The 22,753-nt window shown below is 64.2% G+C and carries 22 protein-coding genes and 1 pseudogene; 11 read left to right on the top strand and 12 right to left on the bottom strand.

Features of this window, described 5'->3' with window-relative positions:
• Positions 1-21: 21 nt before the first annotated feature.
• Genes ACMGG8_RS30965 through ACMGG8_RS30955 form a run of 3 tightly spaced genes read left to right on the top strand, consistent with a single transcriptional unit; the run spans position 22 to position 2,377 of the window.
• A complete protein-coding gene (locus ACMGG8_RS30965; RefSeq protein WP_414159998.1) occupies positions 22-603 on the top strand; it encodes a YfiR family protein in 582 nt (193 codons plus the stop codon).
• On the top strand, positions 600-1,868 hold the full coding sequence (locus tag ACMGG8_RS30960) for a diguanylate cyclase domain-containing protein (RefSeq protein ID WP_060837403.1): 1,269 nt from the start codon (positions 600-602) through the stop codon (positions 1,866-1,868). Before ACMGG8_RS30965 ends, ACMGG8_RS30960 begins: the two co-directional genes overlap by 4 nt.
• A 14-nt stretch (positions 1,869-1,882) precedes the next feature.
• Positions 1,883-2,377, top strand: a complete 495-nt coding sequence (locus tag ACMGG8_RS30955; protein WP_060841871.1) for an OmpA family protein — start codon at positions 1,883-1,885, stop codon at positions 2,375-2,377.
• Positions 2,378-2,414: 37 nt separating this feature from the next.
• On the opposite strand, the gene ACMGG8_RS30950 is transcribed toward ACMGG8_RS30955, so the two are convergent.
• Together ACMGG8_RS30950 and ACMGG8_RS30945 are read right to left on the bottom strand one after the other, a co-directional pair.
• Positions 2,415-2,852 carry a hypothetical protein gene (locus ACMGG8_RS30950; protein ID WP_235759054.1) on the bottom strand — a complete coding sequence of 146 codons (438 nt, stop codon included), beginning with the start codon at positions 2,850-2,852 and terminating at the stop codon, positions 2,415-2,417.
• A gap of 38 nt (positions 2,853-2,890) precedes the next feature.
• Positions 2,891-3,841: a LysR family transcriptional regulator gene (locus ACMGG8_RS30945; protein WP_016965434.1), complete on the bottom strand. Its 951-nt coding sequence runs from the start codon at positions 3,839-3,841 to the stop codon at positions 2,891-2,893.
• Between the two features lie 148 nt (positions 3,842-3,989).
• On the opposite strand from ACMGG8_RS30945, the gene ACMGG8_RS30940 reads away from it, so the two are divergent.
• Together ACMGG8_RS30940 and mmsB are read left to right on the top strand one after the other, a co-directional pair.
• Positions 3,990-5,516 (top strand): CoA-acylating methylmalonate-semialdehyde dehydrogenase, encoded by a 1,527-nt coding sequence (locus ACMGG8_RS30940; protein WP_060837405.1) that lies wholly within the window; start codon positions 3,990-3,992, stop codon positions 5,514-5,516.
• Between the two features lie 10 nt (positions 5,517-5,526).
• Complete coding sequence (mmsB, locus tag ACMGG8_RS30935) at positions 5,527-6,414, top strand: 3-hydroxyisobutyrate dehydrogenase (protein WP_414158969.1); 888 nt, start codon at positions 5,527-5,529, stop codon at positions 6,412-6,414.
• A 147-nt stretch (positions 6,415-6,561) separates the two neighbouring features.
• Here mmsB and ACMGG8_RS30930 read toward each other — a convergent pair whose 3' ends face one another.
• From ACMGG8_RS30930 to ACMGG8_RS30920, 3 genes are all read right to left on the bottom strand, one after another.
• Positions 6,562-7,080 (bottom strand): RES family NAD+ phosphorylase, encoded by a 519-nt coding sequence (locus ACMGG8_RS30930; protein ID WP_060837407.1) that lies wholly within the window; start codon positions 7,078-7,080, stop codon positions 6,562-6,564.
• The gene (locus ACMGG8_RS30925; protein ID WP_414158968.1) at positions 7,077-7,562 is read right to left on the bottom strand and encodes an antitoxin Xre/MbcA/ParS toxin-binding domain-containing protein; all 486 of its coding nucleotides are present in this window, start codon (positions 7,560-7,562) and stop codon (positions 7,077-7,079) included. The genes ACMGG8_RS30930 and ACMGG8_RS30925 overlap by 4 nt, the downstream gene beginning before the upstream one ends.
• Positions 7,563-7,686: 124 nt before the next feature.
• Complete coding sequence (locus tag ACMGG8_RS30920; RefSeq protein ID WP_060837409.1) at positions 7,687-8,031, bottom strand: cupin domain-containing protein; 345 nt, start codon at positions 8,029-8,031, stop codon at positions 7,687-7,689.
• Between the two features lie 296 nt (positions 8,032-8,327).
• Here ACMGG8_RS30920 and kynB point away from each other — a divergent pair, with 296 nt between their 5' ends.
• The 3 genes from kynB to ACMGG8_RS30905 all read left to right on the top strand — a co-directional run bounded on the left by kynB (position 8,328) and on the right by ACMGG8_RS30905 (position 11,742).
• The gene (gene kynB / locus ACMGG8_RS30915) at positions 8,328-8,969 is read left to right on the top strand and encodes an arylformamidase (RefSeq protein ID WP_060837410.1); all 642 of its coding nucleotides are present in this window, start codon (positions 8,328-8,330) and stop codon (positions 8,967-8,969) included.
• A gap of 106 nt (positions 8,970-9,075) precedes the next feature.
• Complete coding sequence (gene kynA, locus ACMGG8_RS30910) at positions 9,076-9,927, top strand: tryptophan 2,3-dioxygenase (RefSeq protein WP_060837411.1); 852 nt, start codon at positions 9,076-9,078, stop codon at positions 9,925-9,927.
• 315 nt (positions 9,928-10,242) lie between these two features.
• Complete coding sequence (locus tag ACMGG8_RS30905; RefSeq protein WP_414158967.1) at positions 10,243-11,742, top strand: PLP-dependent aminotransferase family protein; 1,500 nt, start codon at positions 10,243-10,245, stop codon at positions 11,740-11,742.
• A 14-nt stretch (positions 11,743-11,756) separates the two neighbouring features.
• On the opposite strand, the gene ACMGG8_RS30900 is transcribed toward ACMGG8_RS30905, so the two are convergent.
• The 5 genes from ACMGG8_RS30900 to antA all read right to left on the bottom strand — a co-directional run bounded on the left by ACMGG8_RS30900 (position 11,757) and on the right by antA (position 17,552).
• On the bottom strand, positions 11,757-12,965 hold the full coding sequence (locus ACMGG8_RS30900; protein WP_414158966.1) for a benzoate/H(+) symporter BenE family transporter: 1,209 nt from the start codon (positions 12,963-12,965) through the stop codon (positions 11,757-11,759).
• A 183-nt stretch (positions 12,966-13,148) separates the two neighbouring features.
• Entirely contained in the window at positions 13,149-14,549 is a 1,401-nt protein-coding gene (locus ACMGG8_RS30895; RefSeq protein ID WP_060837414.1) for an amino acid permease, read from the bottom strand.
• Positions 14,550-14,628: 79 nt separating this feature from the next.
• Positions 14,629-15,651, bottom strand: coding sequence for an anthranilate 1,2-dioxygenase electron transfer component AntC (antC, locus tag ACMGG8_RS30890; RefSeq protein ID WP_414158965.1), 1,023 nt, complete (start codon positions 15,649-15,651; stop codon positions 14,629-14,631).
• 18 nt (positions 15,652-15,669) lie between these two features.
• Entirely contained in the window at positions 15,670-16,161 is a 492-nt protein-coding gene (antB, locus tag ACMGG8_RS30885; RefSeq protein WP_414158964.1) for an anthranilate 1,2-dioxygenase small subunit, read from the bottom strand.
• A 2-nt stretch (positions 16,162-16,163) separates the two neighbouring features.
• Positions 16,164-17,552: an anthranilate 1,2-dioxygenase large subunit gene (gene antA / locus ACMGG8_RS30880; RefSeq protein WP_414158963.1), complete on the bottom strand. Its 1,389-nt coding sequence runs from the start codon at positions 17,550-17,552 to the stop codon at positions 16,164-16,166.
• Between the two features lie 338 nt (positions 17,553-17,890).
• On the opposite strand from antA, the gene ACMGG8_RS30875 reads away from it, so the two are divergent.
• Complete coding sequence (locus ACMGG8_RS30875; protein ID WP_414158962.1) at positions 17,891-18,904, top strand: helix-turn-helix domain-containing protein; 1,014 nt, start codon at positions 17,891-17,893, stop codon at positions 18,902-18,904.
• 6 nt (positions 18,905-18,910) lie between these two features.
• Here ACMGG8_RS30875 and ACMGG8_RS30870 read toward each other — a convergent pair whose 3' ends face one another.
• Positions 18,911-19,384, bottom strand: coding sequence for an Lrp/AsnC family transcriptional regulator (locus ACMGG8_RS30870; RefSeq protein WP_414159997.1), 474 nt, complete (start codon positions 19,382-19,384; stop codon positions 18,911-18,913).
• Positions 19,385-19,572: 188 nt separating this feature from the next.
• Here ACMGG8_RS30870 and kynU point away from each other — a divergent pair, with 188 nt between their 5' ends.
• The gene (gene kynU / locus ACMGG8_RS30865; RefSeq protein ID WP_414158961.1) at positions 19,573-20,823 is read left to right on the top strand and encodes a kynureninase; all 1,251 of its coding nucleotides are present in this window, start codon (positions 19,573-19,575) and stop codon (positions 20,821-20,823) included.
• A gap of 110 nt (positions 20,824-20,933) precedes the next feature.
• A pseudogene (locus ACMGG8_RS30860) lies at positions 20,934-22,362 on the top strand (amino acid permease).
• Here the strand turns inward: ACMGG8_RS30860 and ACMGG8_RS30855 are convergent.
• Positions 22,359-22,730, bottom strand: coding sequence for a MerR family transcriptional regulator (locus ACMGG8_RS30855; protein WP_414158960.1), 372 nt, complete (start codon positions 22,728-22,730; stop codon positions 22,359-22,361). The pseudogene ACMGG8_RS30860 and the gene ACMGG8_RS30855 overlap by 4 nt on opposite strands.
• Positions 22,731-22,753: the final 23 nt, after the last annotated feature.

Here is a 22,753-nt window from a genome sequence, read left to right as displayed (position 1 = left end):
AAATTCAACGAGAATCCCTGCATGGACGTGGCTGTCTTGAGGACAGAGCGCAGTTTGCGGTGGAGACAGTTTGCACTGTCGACCATTCTTTGCCTGTTCAGTCTGTGCGCCGTGGCGCAGTCAGAGCCTTCAACCCCGACCAGCCTGGCCGAGCAGCGGGCCAAGGCGGTGACGCAAGTGGTGCTGGGGATCCTCAGCTACGCGCGATGGCCGGTGGAGCCCGCTGAGCTGCGCTTGTGCGTGGTGGGGCCCACCGAATACACCGATGACCTGCTCAAGGGCACGACACAGGCCACCGGCCGCCCGGTGCTGGTGCGCCGGTTGCTGGCCAGCAGTCCGGCCCTGGCCAGCGAGTGCGACTCGGTGTACGTCGGCAAATTGAGCACTGAAGAGCGTAACCGGCTGTTCAACTCGTTGGTCGGCCAGCCCGTACTGAGCATCAGCGAGGGCGGCGACCAGTGCACCGTGGGCAGCCTGTTCTGCCTGCGGGTCAGCGACAACCAGGTGTCGTTCGAGGTCAATCTGGACTCGGTGGCCCGCAGTGGGGTGAAGATTCATCCCAGCGTGCTGCAATTGTCTCGTCGTCGTCCGGCGGCCCCATGAAAGGGTTCAAGTCCAAGGCCCGCCCCACCCTGCGGTCGGTCATCGGTCGTGGCCACCTGATCGTCGCGCTGCTGGCGATCTGCATGGCCAGCCTGTCCCTGACCTTTCTCGGGGTCCTGGCGTTGCGGGTCTATGCCGATCACAACCTGCACCTGATCGCCCGGTCCATCAGCTACACCGTGGAAGCCGCGGTGGTGTTCAACGACACGGTGGTGGCCACCGAGGCCCTGGCCCTGATCGCCTCCACCGAAGAGGTGGCCGATGCCAAGGTCTACGACACCCAGGGCCGCCTTCTGGCCAGTTGGCAACGTCCGGAGAGCGGCCTGCTGACCAACCTGGAAATGCACGTCGCCAGCGCGTTCCTGGAAAAGCCCATCAGCTTGCCGATCCTGCATCAGAACCGCGAAGTCGGCACGGTCAATGTCACCGGCCATGGCGGCAGCCTCTTGCGCTTCCTGTTCAGCGGTCTGGTGGGCATCGTGCTGTGCACCGCGCTGAGTGCCTGGGTGTCGCTGTACCTGGCGCGTCGGCAACTGCGGGGCATCACCGGCCCCCTGCGCAGCCTGGCGGAAGTGGCTCACGCGGCCCGGCGCGAGCGAGCGTTCGACCAGCGGGTGCCGCCTGCGCAAATCGCCGAGCTGGACAACCTGGGCAACGACTTCAATGCCCTGCTCGATGAGCTGGAAGCCTGGCAGACCCATCTGCAAAGCGAGAATGAAACCCTGGCGCACCAGGCCAGCCACGACAGCCTGACCGGTCTGCCCAACCGGGCGTTTTTCGAGGGCCGGCTGATCCGTGCGCTGCGCAGCGCCAGCAAGCTCAACGAGCGCATGGCGGTGCTGTTTCTCGACAGCGACCGCTTCAAGGAGATCAACGACAACTTCGGCCATGCCGCCGGCGATGCGGTGCTGGTGGCGGTGGCCACGCGGATTCGCGCGCAACTGCGTGAGGAAGACCTGGTCGCGCGCCTGGGCGGGGATGAATTCGCCGTGCTGCTGACGCCGCTGCACCGGGTCGAAGACGCCCAGCGCATTGCTGACAAAATCATCAACAGCATGGAAATGCCGATCCAGCTGCCCGGCAATCTGTCGATCATGACGTCGCTGAGCATCGGCATTGCCGTGTACCCGGATCATGGCCTGACCCCCGGCAGCCTGTTGAATGCTGCCGATGAGGCCATGTACCAAGCCAAGCGCGGTTCGCGAGGCGGGCAACACACCGTGGGGGCGGAGCCCCCAATCGTTCAGGTTCAAAACAGGAGCTAATTCCCTTGTTCTCGATGACGCAACGTTCGGTTCGACTGTTCAGCACCCTGGTGTTCATGGCCCTGTTGGCCCTGGCTGGCTGCCAGAGCGTGCCGCCCAAAGGTCTGACCCCGAAACAGATCGCGGTACTGAAACAGGAGGGCTTCGAACTGACGGATGAAGGCTGGGCCTTCGGCCTGTCGGGCAAGGTGCTGTTTGGCAGCGATGTGGAAACCTTGAACCAGGCCAGCACCGAGATCGTCCAGCGCATCGGCAAGGCCTTGCTCAGCGTCGATATCCAGAAGGTCCGGGTCGACGGCCACACCGACGCTTCGGGCAAGGAGGCCTACAACGTGCAGCTGTCGGTGCGCCGGGCCAAGAGCGTGGTCAAGGTGCTGACCCAGGTCGGCATGCGTGAAGAAAACATCCAGTTGCGCGGCCTGGGCAGCAGCGAGCCGGTGGCCTCCAACAGCACCGCAGCCGGACGCACCGAGAACCGCCGGGTGTCGATCGTGGTGATCGCCGACTGATCGGCATTGCCCGGCTGGCGGCTACCCCCGGCAGCCGTTAGCGCCCTTTGGCCGGCTGGTCGCCGATGCAATCCGGCACGTTGGGGCCGATGTCGATCATGGCCGCGGACACCCGCGGGTCTCCTTTCATGCCCCACTGCAAGGGGCCCCCGTCGACGACCAGGTCATAGATCTGGCTGTCGCCAAGCCATTGGCCATTGCGCTGGTCATACAAACGGAAAAACGCCGGCAGCTCCCAGTGCGGGTTCTCGTTGGGAGCCTGCTCCGGGTCCGGGTGGTACTGGGTGTGGAATCTGCCGGGCAGGACCCAGAACGGCCTGAATACCTGAACCCTGTAGCACCCGTTGGGGCTGATGCGGGGGGCGCTGCGGGCCGTCGCCAGGCCTTTTTCCCACCATTGCGAAGCGGGCCACAGCGAGGCGCCGAGAACCACTGCGCCAAGGGTGAGCGAGCCGCGTCGGCTGAGTTTTTTCATCTTCGGGTATCCAGATCGATCCATGAGCAGGTCAAGCGTCAGGGGGCGGCGAACAGCATGCTGCGACTGTCCCCCATGAGCAGCGGGCGATTCTGCTCGGTTACCTCGCGGATGTAATCCCACAGCAGGGTGATGCGCTTCAATTTGCGCAGGTCTTCACGGCAGTACATCCAGAATTGCCGGGTCAGGTTGATCTCCTTGGGCAGTACGGGCAGCAGCCGCGGGTCCTGGGCCGCCAGGAAGCACGGCAGGATCGCCAGCGAGCGGCCCTGCTGCGCCGCCACGTATTGGGCGATGACGCTGGTGCTGCGCAGGTTGGCGCTGGCCCCGGGCACCACATTGGCCAGGTACAGCAGCTCGGAACTGAACGCCAGGTCGTCCACGTAGCTGATGAATTGATGTTCCCCCAGGTCGCTGGGGCGGCGGATCGGCGGGTGACGGTCGAGGTATTCCTGGGTGGCGTACAGCTGCAGGCGGTAGTCGCACAGCTTGCAGCACACGTAAGGTCCGTGCTCCGGGCGCTCCAGGGCAATGACGATGTCCGCCTCACGCTTGGACAGGCTGATGAAGTGCGGCAGCGGCAGGATATCCACCGAGATCGCCGGGTAGGCGTCGAGGAAATGGCTCAGTTGCGGGGTGACGAAGAAGCTGCCGAAGCCTTCGGTGCAGCCCATGCGCACATGCCCGGACAACGCCACCCCGGAACCCGAGACCTGCTCGCAGGCCATGTGCAGGGTGCTCTCGATCGACTCGGCATAACCCAGCAGGCGCTGGCCTTCGGCGGTGAGGACGAAGCCGTTGGTGCGGGACTTTTCGAACAGCAGGGTGCCCAGGGCGGTTTCCAGCGAACCGATGCGCCGCGACACCGTGGTGTAGTCCACCGCCAGGCGCTTGGCCGCGCTGCTGGCCTTGCGGGTGCGCGCCACTTCGAGGAAAAACTTCAGGTCGTCCCAGTTCAGGGTGCTCAGCGAGGTGATGTTTTTTTGCATGTTGGACCGGATTTTATGTGCGTTCTTATTAGGAATTTGCACATCTATACTCCAAAAACCGTCCGACACCAACTCGCGACAGCCCTTCTTTCAAGGCGCTTGCCCGCCTTGGTTCCCTGCATAAGAACTCAAGAAGTCAGGAGACCTCATGAACGCATCCCTCAAGCCCGACGGCACCACCCTGCAACAGGTCAAATTGCTGATCGACGGCGAATGGGTCCAGTCCCAGAGCCAGGAATGGCATGACATCGTCAACCCGGCGACCCAGGAAGTGCTGGCCAAGGTGCCCTTTGCCACCGCCGCTGAAGTCGACGCCGCGATTGCCGCCGCCCAGCGCGCCTTCCAGACCTGGAAACTGACCCCGATCGGCGCGCGGATGCGCATCATGCTCAAGCTCCAGGCCCTGATCCGCGAGCATTCCAAACGCATTGCCGCAGTCCTCAGCGCCGAGCAGGGCAAGACCCTCGCCGACGCCGAGGGCGACATCTTCCGCGGCCTGGAAGTGGTGGAGCATGCCTGCTCCATCGGCACCCTGCAGATGGGCGAATTCGCCGAGAACGTTGCCGGCGGTGTCGACACCTATACCCTGCGCCAGCCGATCGGCGTGTGCGCCGGGATCACCCCGTTCAACTTCCCGGCGATGATTCCGCTGTGGATGTTCCCGATGGCCATCGCCTGCGGCAACACCTTCGTCCTCAAGCCTTCCGAGCAGGATCCGCTGTCCACCATGCTGCTGGTGGAGCTGGCGGTGGAAGCCGGGGTGCCGGCTGGCGTGCTCAACGTGGTGCACGGCGGCAAGGACGTGGTGGATGCGCTGTGCACCCACAAGGACATCAAGGCGGTGTCCTTCGTCGGTTCGACCGCGGTCGGCACTCACGTCTATGACCTGGCGGGCAAGCACGGCAAGCGCGTGCAATCGATGATGGGCGCCAAGAACCACGCCGTGGTCCTGCCCGACGCCAACCGCGAACAGACCCTCAATGCCCTGGTGGGCGCCGGCTTCGGCGCGGCCGGTCAGCGGTGCATGGCCACCTCGGTGGTGGTGCTGGTTGGCGCTTCGAAACAATGGCTGCCAGACCTCAAGGCCCTGGCGCAGAAGCTCAAGGTCAACGCCGGCAGCGAGCCGGGCACCGATGTGGGCCCGGTCGTGTCCAAGCGCGCCAAGGCGCGGATTCTGGAGCTGATCGAAAGCGGCGTGAAAGAAGGCGCCAAGCTGGAGCTCGATGGCCGCGGCATCAAGGTCCCGGGCTACGAGCAGGGCAACTTCATCGGCCCGACCCTGTTCTCCGGGGTAACCACCGATATGCAGATCTACACCCAGGAAATCTTCGGCCCGGTGCTGGTGGTGCTGGAGGTCGACACCCTGGATCAGGCCATTGCCCTGGTCAACGCCAACCCCTTCGGCAACGGCACCGGCCTGTTCACCCAGAGCGGGGCGGCGGCGCGCAAGTTCCAGAGCGAAATCGACGTCGGCCAGGTCGGCATCAACATCCCGATTCCGGTGCCGGTGCCGTTCTTCAGCTTCACCGGTTCCCGCGGTTCCAAGCTCGGCGACCTGGGCCCGTACGGCAAGCAAGTGGTGCAGTTCTACACTCAGACCAAGACCGTCACCGCCCGCTGGTTCGACGACGACAGCGTCAACGACGGTGTGAACACCACCATCAGCCTGCGTTGAGGAGCCTGACATGAACATTGCATTTATCGGCCTGGGCAACATGGGCGCGCCCATGGCCCGCAACCTGATCAAGGCCGGGCATCAGCTGAACCTGTTCGACCTCAACCAGAGCGTGCTGGCGGAGCTGGCGCAACTGGGCGGGCGCATCAGCGCCTCGCCCAAGGCCGCCGCCGAAGGCGCCGAGCTGGTGATCACCATGCTCCCCGCCGCGGCCCATGTGCGCAGTGTGTGGCTGGGTGAAGACGGGGTGCTGGCGGGGATCGCCAGCGGCGTGCCGGCAGTGGACTGCAGCACCATCGACCCGCAGACCGCCCGCGAAGTGGCCGCCGCTGCCGCCAGGCAAGGCGTGGCCATGGCCGATGCGCCGGTGTCTGGCGGCACCGGTGGCGCCCAGGCCGGCACCCTGACCTTCATGGTCGGCGCCAGTGCCGAGCTGTTCGCCACCCTGCAACCGGTGCTGGCGCAGATGGGGCGCAACATCGTGCATTGCGGCGAAGTGGGCACCGGGCAGATCGCCAAGATCTGCAACAACCTGCTGCTGGGGATTTCGATGATCGGCGTCAGCGAAGCCATGGCCCTGGGCGATGCCCTGGGCATCGACACCCAGGTGCTGGCGGGGATCATCAACAGCTCCACCGGCCGTTGCTGGAGTTCCGATACCTACAACCCGTGGCCGGGAGTGATTGAAACCGCTCCGGCATCCCGCGGCTACACCGGCGGCTTTGGGGCCGAGCTGATGCTCAAGGACCTGGGGCTGGCCACCGAGGCCGCTCGCCAGGCGCATCAGCCGGTGGTGCTCGGCGCCGTGGCCCAGCAGCTGTACCAGGCCATGAGCTTGCGGGGGGAGGGTGGCAAGGACTTCTCGGCCATCGTCAACAGCTACCGCAAGTCGCAGTAAGGCTATAGCCGTTGCCGCAGGCTGCGAACGGCCCGAAGGGCCGCAGCGATTTCACCTCTGGCGAAGCTTGGTATTGAACGCGGCCCCTTCAGTCGGGGCATTTGCGGGAACCTGCGTCGGGCAGGTTCCCGCTTTTTTTTTGCCGCCTCAGTTCGGGCGGCCGGCCACGGTACGAGGGGGAGGATTGAGGCGTGTGTCGAGGCCGAAGCGTTCCTGGACCACCACCTGGTACAGCCCTTTGGCCAGCAACGGATTGATCAGAATGTTCCAGCTGTGGCGCGACACCGATGAGGGCACCAGCACGAATGGATGGTCGGCCAGCAACTGGTCGGCGAACTTCTGCTGGCCGGCGCTGGGTATGCCCGGCACCAGCCAGTTGGGATTGGGAATGCTCTGTTCATCGATCCGGTAGATGGCCGACGGGTCCTGGATCAGGGCGCCGGTGAGCACATGGGGCACGCTGTCCAGGGCGGCAAAGCCCTTGTGCACCGCCACTTCCAGAATCGCCGTGGCCGGGTCGGCGCTGCCATACACGGCCTTGACCCCTTTGGAGTTCCAGCGACCGCCGCACAGCTCGGCGCCGATGCCACTGTCCCAGCTGTCGGCGTGTCGGGCGGCGTCCAGTCGCCAGAAGTGAATCGCACTGCTGCCGGGGGCGCTGATCACTGATAGACCCCGTATTCCAGGCGGGTGAGGAACTCGTCCACCAGTTCGAAGCCGATGGGGTTGGTCAGCAGGTCCACCGGTTTGTGGCCATCGAGGCCCATTACCGGCTTGGCCATCCAGTCCTGTGCCTCTTCACTGCTGCCGAAGATCTCCTGGGCCTTGGCCAGCACCTGGGCAAAGCGCACTGCGCGGGCGCTCTGCTCCGGATTCAAGGGCTCGTCCGGGGTTTTCAGGCGGCGGTGCAGGGTGCGTTCGGAGAGGCCGATGATCTTGGCCAGGACCTGTTCGTCCTTGAGCATGGGCACCGAGGAGACGAACTTGATGATCGCCGTCAGCGGGATGCCTTCCTCGGTCAGCCGATAGATCGAGATGCGGTCGTCAAAGCGTGCCCGGCCACCCAGGAGGATGTCCGAAGACTGTTCTTTCAATACCAGCTTGCCCCGCCGCTTGGGGGGGAGGCCGGTGTCTGTCAGCGCAACCATGGGTCTACTCCTGCCTTTGCCATTTGGCAGTGATTATATAGACATTTGGCAGAATGCGTTGAGTTGAATGGCCGCCATGCCGGAGGAGCCCGGATGGCGCGGGCTCCCGGCGGGTGTTCAGGGATCAGGCGAACACGAAGTACTTGCGCACGGTTTCCAGCACTTCCCAGGTGCCTTTCATTCCGGGTTCCACCACGAAGATATCGCCGGCACGCAGGTGGATGGGATCGTGGCCGTCCGGGGTGATCACGCAGTAGCCTTCCTGGAAATGGCAGTACTCCCACTTTTCGTAGGCCACCCGCCACTTGCCCGGGGTGCAGATCCAGGTGCCCATGATCTTGCTGCCGTCCTCGCTGGTGTAGGCGTTGAGGTTGACGGTGTGTGGGTCGCCTGCGAGCTTTTCCCACTTGCAGGCATCAAGAACGGGCAGCGGATGGGTATCGCGCAGAACGGTAATGGGTTGCGACATGCTGTGCTCCTAGCGGGCAGAGAACTGAAGACGCACCCTATAGCGCCCGGCATTGCGGGGGATGTCTGTGCTCGACCTCGGGGTATCCAGAAGCGCTGCCGCGCTCTGTGGCGGCTGTTGGGCGGGGCGCTGCCGGGGCGGCCCGAAAGGGGCTTGAGGGGTTGCAAGATTCGGTTGATGAAGCGCGCTTTATTAGCAGGATTTGCGAAATATCTGACGAGTACCGAGTTATTTCGCAAGAAACTTCAGCGGTATCGCTCGTATCATTCAGTCCGGAGTGACCGAGAGCCGCACGAATGGAAAATACACCACGCTGGTGGGATATCAGCCCGCCCTTGAGTACCGCGACCCCGACCTGGCCGGGAGATACACCGTTCCAGGAGGAGCGCGTCTGGCAGTTCGGGCCCGAGTGCCCGGTGAATGTCGGGCGGGTGACCCTGTCGCCCCACACCGGCGCCCATGTCGACGCGCCCCTGCATTACCGGCCGGATGGCCTGCCCATCGGCGAGGTGCCGCTGGATGTCTACATGGGCCCGTGCCGGGTCCTGCATTGCCTGGACAGCGGCGCCCTGGTGCAGCCCGAAGCCTTGCTCGGGCGCCTGGACAACCTGCCCCCGCGCGTCTTGCTGCGCACTTATCCACAGGCGCCGCTGAGCACCTGGGACCCGGACTTCACCGCCGTCGCCCCGGCCACTGTCGAGCTGCTGGCCAGTCTCGGCGTGCGCCTGATCGGCATCGACACGCCGTCTCTGGACCCTCAGCAGTCCAAGACCATGGAGGCCCACAACAAGGTGGCCCGCCACGGCATGGCGATCCTAGAGGGGATCGTCCTGGATGAAGTGGCCGAAGGCGACTACGAACTGATTGCCCTGCCACTGCGCTTCGCTCACCTGGACGCCAGTCCGGTGCGGGCGATCCTGCGCCCCCTGGCCGATTGATTCCTACAATAAATACACAGCTGGCCGTCCGCGCCGTTGTGCAGCCCGAGTCCGGGTTGCGCAGCCTGCGGGCGGCAACCGCTGCCTGAGGCGAGGAGCCCACGCCATGAGCCAATGTCCTTTTTCAAGCAACCCACCGGATGAATGGCATAACGCCGAGCTGAATTTCTCCGACTCCATGAGCTACGGCGACTACCTGGACCTGGGGCGCATCCTCAGTGCCCAGCACCCGCTGTCGCCGGACCACAACGAGATGCTGTTCATCATCCAGCACCAGACCTCGGAGCTGTGGATGAAGCTGATGCTCCACGAGCTCAAGGCCGCCCGCGAGCAAGTGCGCCAGGGTCAGTTGCCCCCGGCGTTCAAGATGCTGGCGCGGGTCTCGCGGATCTTCGACCAACTGGTGCACGCCTGGGCCGTACTGGCGACCATGACGCCGTCCGAGTACAAGTCGATCCGTCCCTACCTGGGCCAGTCCTCGGGCTTCCAGTCGTTCCAGTACCGGGAAATCGAATTCATCCTCGGCAACAAGAGCGCGGCCCTGCTGCGGCCCCATGCTCACCGCCCCGAGTTGCTGCAATCCCTGGAAGAGTCGATTGCCACCCCATCCATGTATGACGAAGCAATCGCCCTGATGGCCCGCAGCGGCTTGAGCATCGATCCCGAGCGCCTGGCGTTGAAGAGCACCACCACGACCCGGCACGACCCCTCGGTGGAAGCCGCCTGGCGCGAGGTGTACGCCAACCCTTCGGCCTATTGGGACCTGTATCAGCTGGCGGAAAAATTCATCGACCTGGAAGACTCGTTCCGCCAGTGGCGCTTCCGCCACGTGACCACTGTGGAGCGCATCATCGGCTTCCAGCCCGGCACCGGTGGCACCGAAGGCGTCGGCTACCTGCGCAAGATGCTCGACACCGTGCTGTTCCCCGAATTGTGGCGAGTGCGATCCTCGCTCTGACCGCCCTGTTCGCTCAACAAGAAACGGCGCGTCCTCACCTTGGGGACGCGCCGTTTTTGTAGAGCTTGCCGATTGCCCTGTGGCGAGGGCGCTTGCTCCCGCTGAGGGGCGCAGCACCCCATCTACGGCCTGTAAGCGTTTTCAGGCATCCCGCGCCAGCAGGCTTTGCGATTGCTGCGCAATCGAAGGGGAGCAGGCTCCCCCGCCACATTCCTCGTTCGCCATCAGCGACGGTTGCAACAGCTGACGTGGGGCCGTTGTGCGGCTAAAGTGGTCGCCCCTTGTGCGTTATTTTCATTTGATCAGGCAGACCACGTGGCCCGGACCTTCGAGCTTGAAACCCTCAACATGCGCCTCAACGATCCGCAGTTCGCGCCCCTGGACCTGCATCAGCGCATCCAGCGGGCCTTGCGCGGGCTGATCCTCGACGGTGCTCTGGGCCCTGGGGTGAAACTGCCGGCCACCCGGGGTCTGGCCAAGTCGCTCGCGGTGTCCCGGGATACGGTGGAGAACGCCTATGTGCAGTTGCAGCGCGACGGCTTCATCGTGCGCCGCGAAGGTTCGGGGAGCTACGTCTGCGAAAGCATCGGTGCCCAGTTGCGCGGAGCCGCCCGGCGTCGCCTGCGTTTGCAGGAGCAGCCCCACAGCGCCCGGGAGCCGGGCTCGGGGCTGAGCCGCCGGGGCCGGATGCTGGTCGAACGCGGCGGTGTCACCGACCAGCAGGCGGTGAGTGCATTTGCCACGGGCTTGCCGGAAACCCGCAGCTTTCCTCTTGATGTCTGGGAGCGCCTGCAACGCCAGGTGCTCAAGGCCTATCGCGGCAACGTCTTGCTGCACGGCGATCCGCAAGGCGCCGAGCCGCTGCGCCAGGCCATCGCCGCCTACCTGAACCTGGAGCGCGGGGCCAAGGTGCGTGCCGAGCAGATCCTGGTGCTGAGCAGTACCCGGCAGGCGCTGTACCTCTGTGCCCAACTGCTGGTGGATGCCGGCAAGCCGATCCTGATGGAGAACCCTGGCTACTTCGGGGCTCGCAAAGCCTTCGAGGCCGCCGAGGCCTGGATCAATCCCATCGATGTCGACGACCAGGGCATTCGCACCGACCTGCTGCGGGCCGATCGCAGTGGCGGTCAATGCGTCTACGTGACGCCGTCGCACCAGTACCCCAGCGGTGTGACCCTGTCCCTGGAGCGTCGCCTGGAGCTAACCCGCTGGGCCGCCGAGCACGGCAAGTGGATCATCGAGGACGACTACGACAGCGAGTTCCATTACGACGGCCTGCCCACCGCCTGTGTCCAGGGCCTGGACCCCTATCAGCGCACGCTCTACGTCGGCACCTTCAGCAAGACCCTCTACCCCGGCCTGCGCATGGGCTACATGGCCTTGCCCGATGAGCTGGTGGGCGCCTTCAGCGCGGCCCGCAGCATCATGGATGGCCACACGCCGCAGATCCTCCAGTTGACCCTGGCGCGGTTCATGGAGGAGGGCCACTACAACGCCCATGTGCGGGCCATGCGCAAGCTCTACGCCGGTCGCCGGCAAGCTATGCTCGATGCCATCGGGCGGCATTTGCAGGGCATTGCCGTGGCCTTGCCGCCACCGGGCGGGTTGCAGATTCCTTGCCTGCTGGAGTCCGGCTGGAGCGAGGAACTGACCCAGCAACGGGCCGCCCGGGCCGGCATCCAGCTGCCGGGGCTCAGCCGGCTCTATGCCACCGAGCCGAAGCGGCAGGGCTGGTTGCTCGGCTACGCCTCGCTGAGCGCCCATGAAATCGAAACCACCATGGCTCGCCTGTCCCTGGCCCTGCGAAAGGCCTAGCTCAACGCCGGCCTTCAGGGGTTGGCGGCACGGCCGGCGAGGGCATTGGCCCGGCCGTGAATCAGCAGGTGCGCGGTCAAGCCGGCCACCAGCCCCCAGAAGGCGCCGCCGACCCCGAGCAGGGTGACGTTGGCTGCGGTGGCGAGGAAGGTGATCAACGCGGTTTCCCGGGTGGCCGCGTCGGCCATGGCATTGGTCAGGCTGCCGCCGATCGCCCCCAATAGCGCCAGGCCCGCGAGGGTGCTGACAAAGGTCTTGGGCAGCACCATGAACAGGCTGGCCAGGGTCACGCCGAAGGTGCCCACCAGGATGTAGAACAGCCCGCAGGCGATACCGGCGATGTAGCGTTTTTTCGGGTCAGGATGGGCGTCCTTGCCGGTACAGATCGCCGCGGTAATCGCCGCCACGTTGAAGGCATGGGCGCCGAACGGTGCCATTAGCAGCGACCCCAGGCCGGTGACCGTGAGCACGGGATTGGCGCTGGTGCCGTAGCCGTCATTGCGCAACACCAGCATGCCGGGCATGTACTGGCCGGTGAGGGTGATGACGAACAGCGGCAAGGCCACTCCGAGCAAGGCCTGCAGGGAGAACTGCGGCGCGGTGAATACCGGCGCGGCCAGGCTCAAGTGCACTGCAGAAAAGTCGATCCGCTGCTGAGCGATGAGCAGCCCCAGGCCGATGACCAGGATGCCCACCACGGCAAAGCGCGAGGTGAAACGCCGCAGCAAGGCGTAGGACACCAGCAGCACGATCACCAGCAGCGGGTCGGCGCTGGCGCCGCCAAAGGCATTGATCCCGAACTGCAACAGAATGCCCGCCAGCAGGCCGGCGGCAATGCCCTTGGGGATCATCCGCACCAGTTTGTCGAAGGCCCCTGATGCGCCCAGCAGGATGAACCCCAGAGCCGAGATCAGATAGGCACCGATCACCTCGGCGTAGGGCGTGAATGGCATCACCGTGGCCAGGAAGGCCGCGCCGGGTGTGGACCAGGCCGTGATGATCGGCGCCTTGTAACGCAGGCTCAGCCACAGGCCGGAAAGCCCCACGCCCACCGACACCGCCCAGACCCAGGACGCGGTCTGGGCCGGTGACAGGCGCGCCAGTTCGGCGGCCTGGAACACCAGGACAAAGGTTCCGCCGTAGTTCACCAGCACTGAAATCAGCGCCGCCACGGTGGGTGAGAAAACATCGCTCCAGCGCAGGCTTGTCGCCGTTCTGTTCATCAGCCGCTCTCCATCCAGAAACAGGCTCCCAGGCTCGGGTGCCGGGAGGGAGTCGATTCTAGGGAACGGGTGGACTGTTGTTTCAGGCCGCATTTGCCATTGCTGGCAGACCGCTTTGCGAGCGCCGACAAAAAAGCCCGGCCTTGATTCAGGCCGGGCTTTGGGGTGTTGCAACCGTGCGGCTTAGTGCAGGGCGGGCTGCCCGGCCTTGCGCGCATGGCTCAGGCGGTAGAAGCCCCAGATCACCAGGACCCATACCGGAATCGCATACACCGAGGCGCGGATGCCCGGGATCATCCACATCACGCCGACGATCATCAGCATGAAGGCCAGGCACAGGTAGTTGCTCAAGGGCGACCAGAAGGCCTTGAACGACGGCACCACGCCACGCTCGGCCATGGCCTTGCGAAAGCGCAGGTGGGTCAGGCTGATCAGTGCCCAGTTGATCATCAGCGCGGCCACCACCAGGGCGAACAGCAGCTCCAGCGCTTCATGGGGCGCCAGGTAGTTGACCAGTACGCAGAGCAGGGTGATGAGGGCGGAGATGCCCAGGGCCAGGATCGGCACGCCTTGTTTGTTGAGCTTCATCAGCGCCTTGGGCGCGTCGCCCTGTTCGGCCAGGCCGAAGAGCATGCGGCTGTTGCAGTACACGCCGCTGTTGTACACCGACAGCGCCGCGGTCAGGACCACGAAGTTGAGGATCTGCGCCGCCGCATCACTGCCGATCAGCGAGAAGATCTTCACGAAGGGGCTGCTGCTGTAGGCGTCGCCGCCGGCATTCAGACTCACCAGCAGCTCGTCCCACGGGTACAGCGACAGCAGCACGGCCAGGGCGCCGACGTAGAAGATCAGCACCCGGTAGACCACCTGGTTGATCGCCTTGGGAATCACCTTGCGCGGCTCGGCGGCTTCGGCGGCAGTGATGCCCACCAGTTCCAGGCCGCCGAAAGAGAACATGATGAAGGCCATGGCCATCAGCAGGCCGGTGCCGCCGTTGGGGAAGAAGCCGCCGTGGGACCAGAGGTTGCTCACCGACGCCTGGCTGCCGCCGCTGCCGCTGAACAGCATGTAGCAGCCCAGAACGATCATGCCGACGATGGCCACCACCTTGATGATGGCGAACCAGAACTCGGCCTCGCCGAAGAACTTCACGTTCATCATGTTGATCAGGTTGACCAGTACGAAGAACACCGCCGCACTGACCCAGGTGGGGATTTCCGGCCACCAGAACTGCACGTATTTGCCCACTGCGGTGAGTTCGGCCATGCCTACCAGGACATACAGCACCCAGTAGTTCCAGCCGGCGAGAAAGCCGAAGTAGCCGCCCCAGTACTTGTGGGCGAAGTGGCTGAAGGAGCCGGCCACGGGTTCTTCGACGATCATCTCCCCCAGCTGGCGCATGATCAGGAAGGCAATGAATCCGGCAATCGCATAGCCGAGGATCATCGAGGGGCCGGCGGACTTGAGAACCCCGGCCGAGCCGAGGAAGAGTCCGGTGCCGATCGCCCCGCCCAGGGCGATCAACTGAATATGGCGATTCTTCAAGCCACGCTTGAGTTCACCTTGCTTCAAGGTTTGATCCACTAACTTGCGCTCTCTTCTAGTTGTTATCAGGACCGATCCCAGGGTGAATGGGAACGATCGCGGCTGAATGCTGACGGGATCAGATATTACTCTCGGTAAACCGCTCGTAATACAGCTGAACGCGGTTAAGTTGCTGTTCTTGCAGCCAGATTCGGATCGAATCGACCATCGGTGGCGGTCCACAGACATACAGGTCGCTGTCGTGGTCGCGCAGCTCGCTGCTGTCCAAGTGCTCGGTGATGTAGCCGCGCTTGCCCGACCACTGCGGGTCGGCGTCGCTGATCACCGGGGTGAAGCGGAATGCCGGCAAGCGTTCGCCCAGGGCCTGGATGCGCGCCAGTTCGCACAGATCGGCACTCTGGCGTACCCCGTAGTACAGGTGCACCGGTTGCTGGCAGCCCTGCTCGACGACCTGTTCGAGCATCGCCAGCAGCGCCGACAGCCCGGTGCCGCCGGCCACCAGCAGCAGCGGCCGGCTGATCTGGCGCAGGTAGAAAGCCCCCAGCGGCGCCTCCAGCTCGATGCTGTCGCCCACCAGGCAGCGCTCGCGAATGTAGTTGCTCATCACCCCGTCGGGCAGCAGGCGGATCAGGAACTGCAACTGGTTGTCCGCCCCCGGCCGGTTGGCGAAGGAGTAGGCCCGGCTGCTGTCGGTGCCGGGAATCCGCAGGCGGGCGTATTGACCGGGGAGAAACTCCAGCGGCGCCTCGTGGCGGCCCAGGTCCAGGTGCAGGATCGCGGTGCTGTCCGACACCTGGCGCACATCGATCACCGAGCCGGTGCGTCGCACCGGATCGGCGTTGTGGCACAGGCTGGAATCGAAGTCGAAATAGAACGCCGCGTCGGACTGCACCCGGGTCTGGCAGGTGAGCATCTTGCGTTGCTCCAGGTCCTGGGGCGAGAGGGCTTCCTCGTCCACGTAGTCCTGGCTGTACTGGCCCGATTCGCAACGACCCTGGCAGGTGCCGCAGACGCCTTCGCGGCAGTCCAGGGGAATCTTGATGCCGTTGCGCAGGGCAGCGTCGAGCAGTATTTCATTGGCCTTGACCGGGAAGAACAGGGTCTTGCCATCGGCAAAGCTGAACGCGACCTTGTGCGTCATGAAGGGATGTCCGTCGAGTCAGAGGTGGTAGAAGTCGAGCACCGAGTTGATCGTGTCGTTGAGCAGCAGCACGTGCTTGCGCTGGATCAGCCAGCTGTCGCCATGGGGCTTGAGGTCGTAGGTGGCGTGACCGTAGAAGTCCTCGGAGGTGGCCAGGCGATAGAACAGCGTGTGCCAGTTCAGGCGCACCAGCAGCAGCCCGTTGGCGCCCTCGCTGATGCGCAGGTTGCTGACCATGTGCAGGGTGCGCGGCATGGGAATGGTCGAGGCCGCCTTGCCGGTGCGCAGGCGGAACACCCGGTCTTCCAGCCCCGAACGGTTGGCGTAGTAGATCAGCGACATCTCGCGCTTCGGGTCCCGGGTGTAGACGTGTTCCGAGTCCCATTGCGGCAGGTGGAACTCGCTGTCCACGGCGAACAGTTGCAGGTAGGCGTCCCAGTCCTGGGCATCGCAGAGCTCGGACTTGCGATAGAAGAATTGCTCGATCTGGTACTGCAATTGCGCATTCATGTTCATACCTCACGCAGTTTCAGGGACTGGCGCTGCAGGCCGTCGAGGAGGAATTTCTGCCAGTTGCGGTGCTGGTTGACGTACAGCCCTTCATGGGTGATTTCGGTGCCGGTCATGGCCGGCTGGATGCCCAGGTTCTCGCTGTTGGCGGTGGGGCCGGTGGCCCAGCGGTGATGGCCGCGCGAGACATCGCTCCAGCGCTCCAGGCGTCCCTGGAAGCCGCGCTGGGCCTCGCGAAACTCCACCAGGTCATCCGGCGTGCCCATGCCCGAGACGTTGAAGAAGTCCTCGAACTGGCGGATGCGGTTTTCCCGGTCGGCGTCGCTCTCGCCCTTGACCCCGATGCACTGGCTGATGATCTCGGTCTTGTTCCAGGCGATGGGGCGGATGATCCGCAGTTGGGAGCTGATCTGGTCGAGGAAGAACAGGCTGGGGTAGATGTTCAGGTTGCGCAGGCGGTGCATCATCCACTCGGCCTTGGCCTGGCCGTGCTCTTGCACCAGGCGCGGCATGATGCTGGCGTAGCCGGAGCGCACCGCCGGGTTGGGCATTTCGCTGAACAGCACGCTGTGACCGTTGTTGAAGGCGAACCAGCCATCGTCGGTGCTGGCGTCGCCGGCGCCGAGCTTGCTGTAGTCCAGGGTGGCGCTGCTGCCGCTGCCGTTGTCGCGGTTGACCTGCTGGCGGTGCTGCACCGTGGCCACGTAGTTGTAGTGCACGGTGCTGACGTGATAACCGTCCAGGCCGTTCTCGTTCTGCAGCTTCCAGTTACCGTCGTAGGTGTAGGCGGACTTGCCCGGCAGCACCTCCAGCTCACCGTTGGGGGACTGGGCGACCATCATGTCGAAGAAGATCCGCGCGTCGCCCAGGAAGTCTTCCAGGCTGTTGTCGGCGGCCACGTCCAGGCTGATGAAGACAAAGCCCTTGTAGCTGTCGATGCGGGCCTTCTTCAGGCCGCGGGTGGCCTTGTCGAAGCCCTCGTCGTATTCCCCCGGGGCCTTGACCTTCACCAGGCGCCCGTCGCTCTTGTAGCACCAAGCGTGGAACGGGCAGGTGAAGGTCGACTGGTTGCCCTTGCCGACCCGGGTCAGGGTAGTGCCGCGGTGCTGGCAGGCGTTGATCAGGGCATTGAGCCGGCCCTCGCCGTCGCGGGTGATGATCATCGGCTGGCGCCCGGCGCGCAGGGTGATGAAGTCGTGATTGTTGGGCAGTTCGCTTTCGTGACAGGCGTAGATCCAGTTCTTCTCGAAGATCAGTTCCATCTCCAGATCGAACAGCTCGGGCTCGGTGAACATCTCCCGGGCGATACGGAACACTCCGTCCGCGGGGCGAAAATCCAGGCAGCCGTGGATGAAGTCCTGCCACTGCTCGACGCTTCTTGCACCACTCATGAGTCGGTACCTTTCTTATTCAGGTCAATCGGGTGCCGTCATTAGAGAGAGTGCGGGGCGCCGGTGGCTATCCGCTTAGTCGGCCAAGGCCATCCATAAAATTGCCTGGGTAGTTGCGACCCACCTTCGAGCGGATAAGCGATCGACGGCTGCATCCCGGGGCGCCGATCGGCTACTGTGAGCCCGACCAGATGAGGACGATGGGGTCGGGTTATCCACTTAGTCGGCGATTGCTATCCACTGGGTTGGCAGCGTTGCCGGCTGGCGCAAAACTTGCCCTGTCACACAAGACGCGCCGTCAGAGCGCGCTGAATAACAATTGCCGTGGGTGCGCCGTGATGAATAGCAAGGCTGATGGGCTGTTTCGCGAGATTCGTATCGATCGCTATGACCTTGAAGGGGCCAGGAGCTGGATGTCGGGTATCTGTGGGCCGCATCGCCTGGAAACCGCGACCCCCGAACGGATCCGTTTTCACCACAGTGCCAACGTGCTCAGGTCACGCTCCACGACCCTGGGCATCATCGAGTACGGCACCGATGTGACCGTCGATATCGAGGACACCGAGCGCTTCAGCAGCTACAGCCTGAGCCTGCCCCTGTGCGGCGAACAGGAACTGAGCAAGGACGGTCGGCTGCTGCGTTCGGACCGCGACCAGGGGGTGATCGTTGCCCCCAACGAAAGCCAGGTGCTGGCCATCTCCGGCGACTGCCGCAAGTTGCAGGTGGTGATTTCCCGGCCGGCCATGAGCGAAGCCCTGGAGGCCCTGCTGCAACGCCCGGTCGAGCAGCCGCTGCGCTTCGAAGCGGCGATGGACGCGCGGCAGGGGGCCACCGCGGCCTGGTGGCGCATGGCCCAGCACTTCATCGGCGAGCTGACCCAGGGCAACGAGCTCTATGAACAGCTGGCCTTCACCCGGGAAATCGAAAGCTCCCTGATCAAGGGCCTGATCCTGGCCCAGCCCAACAACTATTCCAGCGAGCTGCGGGCGATGCTCGGGGTCAAGCTGCCGCATTACCTGGTGCGAGCCCGCCAGTACCTGCACGAGCATGCCCGTGAAGCGGTGCACCTGGAGGACCTGGAAACCGCCGCCGGTGTCTCGCGCTTCAAGCTGTTCGAGGCCTTTCGCAAATACTTCGCCCTGTCGCCCATGGCCTATCTCAAGCGCCATCGGCTCAACGGTGTGCGCCAGGACATTCTCGAACACGGCGCGGCGCGCAATATTTCCGAGATCGCCCTGGGTTGGGGCTTCACCCACCTGGGACGTTTTTCCGCCGAGTACCGCAAGCTGTTCGACGAGGCGCCCAGCGCCACCGCGCAGCGCCATCCGGCACGGCGCCCGGTGGGGTTCTAGGGCGGACTACTTGCGCAGTACCAGGTCCAGCAGGCCGTCCTGCTCCTTGATCTTCTGCAGGACGATTTCCGAGCGGATGTCGGTGACCCCCGACGCGCGGTTCAGGTGATTGACGATGAAATCCGAGAAGTGCTTGAGGTTGCGCGCATGCACCCGCAGCACGTAATTGCTGGCGCCGGTGATCACGTAGGCGGCCACCACTTCCGGCCACTGCTGGACCTTGCCGATGAACGTCTCGTGCCAGCCTTCCACGTCCTGGCGCAGGGACACGTGGACGATGGCTTCCAGCTCGATGCCCAGGCGCTCGGCATTGAGCTGGGCGCGGTAACCGCTGATGATCCCGTCGCCTTCGAGCATGCGCAGGCGGCGCAGGCAGGCCGAGGGTGAAAGGGCCACTTTCTCCGCCAGTTCCTGGTTGCTGATACGTCCATCCTGTTGCAGGAAGTAGAGGATGCGCAGGTCGGTGGAGTCGAGGGTCATGGCTGGCATAAATCCGCGTTTTTTATTGGAGGATTAGAATTTTATTCGAGATTAGTACGGTAACGCGCTGCACTTTGCACGAAAATTCTAGCTGGCTTCGTCCATTATTTCCTGAGTTTGCGGGTCGTCCAGACCCCGTGCCCGGCCTGTTCCAGGCGGGCATGACCTTGACCAAGACAGGACTTCCAATGATCGATAAAAACCACTGCCTGCGTCTCGATGAACAGGACCCACTGGCGCCGCTGCGCCAACAGTTCGCCCTGCCCGAGGGGGTGATCTACCTCGATGGCAACTCCCTGGGTGCCCGCCCTGTGGCGGCCCTGGAGCGGGCCCGGCAAGTGATCGAGCAGGAGTGGGGCGACGGCCTGATCCGCAGCTGGAACAGCGCCGGCTGGCGTGACCTGTCCCAGCGCCTGGGGGACCGCCTGGCCCCGCTGATCGGCGCCGGCAGCGGCGAAGTGGTGATCACCGACACCACGTCCATCAACCTGTTCAAGGTGCTCAGCGCCGCCCTGCAGGTGCAGGCCGGGCGCGCCCCCGAGCGGCGGGTGATCGTTTCCGAGAGCAGCAACTTTCCCACCGACCTGTACATCGCCGAGGGCCTGACCCGGATGCTTGAGCAGGGCTATTCCCTGCGCCTGGTGGACAGCCCGGACCAACTGCCGGCGGCGATCGACCAGGACGTGGCGGTGGTGATGCTCACCCACGTCAACTACAAGACCGGCTACATGCACGACATGCAGGCCGTCACCGGACTGATCCACGAAGCCGGCGCCCTGAGCCTCTGGGACCTGGCCCACTCGGCCGGCGCGGTGCCGGTGGAGCTGACTCGCAGCGGCGCCGACTACGCCATCGGCTGCACCTACAAGTACCTCAATGGCGGCCCGGGTTCGCAAGCCTTCGCCTGGGTCGCCCCGGCCCTGTGCAACCTGGTGACCCAGCCGTTGTCCGGCTGGTTCGGCCATGCCCGGCAGTTCGACATGGCCACCCAGTACGAACCCGCCAGCGGTATCGCCCGCTACCTGTGCGGCACCCAGCCGATCACCTCCCTGGCCATGGTCGAGTGCGGCCTGGAGGTCTTCGAGCAGACCGACATGCAGAGCCTGCGGCGCAAGTCCCTGGCCCTCACTGACCTGTTCATCGAACTGGTGGAACAGCGCTGCGCCGGCCACGACCTGAAGCTGGTGACCCCGCGTGATCACGCCAAGCGCGGCAGCCACGTGAGCTTCGAGCACCCCGAAGGCTACGCGGTGATCCAGGCCCTGATCGCCCGTGGCGTGATCGGCGACTACCGCGAACCGCGGATCATGCGTTTCGGCTTCACCCCGCTGTACACCCGCTTCAGCGAAGTCTGGGACGCGGTGCAGATCCTCGGTGAAATCCTCGATCAGAAAACCTGGGCCCAGGCGCAGTTCCAGGTACGTCACAGCGTGACCTAAGGCGCGCTTCATCCCCTGGTCGCCGCCGCTCGCGGCGACCAGGCAAGCGGCACAAGGACGGGCCGTCACAACGATTCATACGTGCACACAACAATAAAGAGGCACTCAAAGTGACCACCTCCAACAAGGGTTTCGAAGCGATCTCCAATCGCGAGCACGGCCTCAGGCGCCAGCTGACCGCCGGCCAGATGAGCATGATCGCCATCGGCGGGGCCATTGGCACCGGCCTGTTCATGGGCAGTGCCTATGCCATCGGCTATGCCGGCCCCAGCGTGCTGCTGAGCTACGCCATCGGGGCCTTGATCACCCTGATCCTGATGGGCTGCCTGGCGGAAATGACCGTGGCCCACTCCACCTCCGGCTCCTTCGGCGCCTATGCCGAGTTCTACGTCAGCCCGCTGGCCGGTTTCCTGGTGCGCTACGCCTATTGGGCGGCCATCGTCCTGGCGGTGGGCGCCGAAGTCACGGCCATCGCCATGTACATGAAGTACTGGTTCGCCAACGTTCCGGAATGGGTGTGGATCATCTCCTTCTCCAGCGTGCTGATCCTGCTCAACGCCATCAGCGTGAAGACCTTCGGCAACTTCGAATACTGGTTCTCCACCATCAAGATCGCCGCCATCGTCGGCTTCATCATCCTTGCGGTGTACGTGGTGTTCGGTTCCGGCAACCCCGACTACGGGCTGCACAACTACAGCGCCCACGGCGGCTTCTTCCCCAACGGTTTCGAGGGCATGTGGATCGCGGTGATCGTGTCGATCTTCAGCTACCTGAGCGTGGAGATGATCGCGGTGGCGGCGGGGGAGGCCAAGGACCCGCAGCGCGCGGTGAAGCAGGCCTTTCGCGCGACCATCGTGCGCCTGGTGGTGTTCTACCTGCTGACCCTGGCGCTGATGCTGGCCATCGTGCCCTGGGTCCAGGCCGGCAAGGCCCAGAGCCCGTTCGTCACGGTGATGCAGACCATCGGTATTCCCGGGGCCACCGGGGTGATGAATTTCGTGATCCTGATCGCCGCGCTGTCGGCGATGAACAGCCAGCTCTACATCACCACGCGGATGATGTTCAGCCTGTCCCGCGCCGGCTACGCCCCCAAGTCCATGGGGGCCTTGAGCAAGAGCGGGATTCCGCTCAATGCCCTGTTGCTGTCCAGCTCCGGCATCGCCCTCGCGACCCTGGTCAACGTGCTGTACCCGGAAAGCTCGTTCACCCTGATGATGGCGATCTCGATGTTCGGCGCGATCTTCACCTGGTTCATGATCTTCCTCACCCACTACTGCTTCCGCCGCTATCACCAGCGCCATGGCGAGCAGCAGCTGTCGTTCCGCATGCGTCTGTTTCCCTACAGCACCCTGCTGGGGCTGGTGCTGATGGGGGCGGTGATGATCACCACCTTCTTCACCGAGGCGTTCAAGATGACCCTGGTGTTCGGCGTGCCGTTCCTGCTGTTGCTGACCCTGGTCTACTTCCTGTGTTTCCGTAAGCCGAGGACGGTCGCCGGGTTGTCCGAGGTCTGAGGCCACGCCTCCCGGGTCGCCCTAGAGGCTGCCCAGGGGGCACTCCTCGCGAGCCTGTTGCAGGCTGGTCTCGAAAATTTCGAGCCGGCCCTGCAACTGTTGCAAATCATCGATCTGCCGTTGCAGCTCGCGCCTCTTTTGCGCCAGGGCGGCCTGCGCGCGGTCCCAGGGAAAGGCCTGATCCTGGTGCGTGGCGAACACCTGCTGCAACTCCTTGAGCTTGAACCCCAACTGCTGCGCGCACTTGATGAACATCAACTGCTCGACGCTCTGCGCGTCATACAGGCGGTAGCGACCCTGGCGCGGAGCTGCGGGCAACAGGCCGATGGCTTCGTAATGACGGATACTCTTGACCGTGGTTCCGGACAGTTGCGCGGCTTGGCCGATGTACATGAAGGCTCCTTTTCCAGTACCGG

Source organism: Pseudomonas sp. BNK-45, assembly GCF_047456255.1.
In the GTDB taxonomy this organism is placed as follows: domain Bacteria; phylum Pseudomonadota; class Gammaproteobacteria; order Pseudomonadales; family Pseudomonadaceae; genus Aquipseudomonas.
This window is presented reverse-complemented; position numbering and strand designations above follow the sequence as displayed.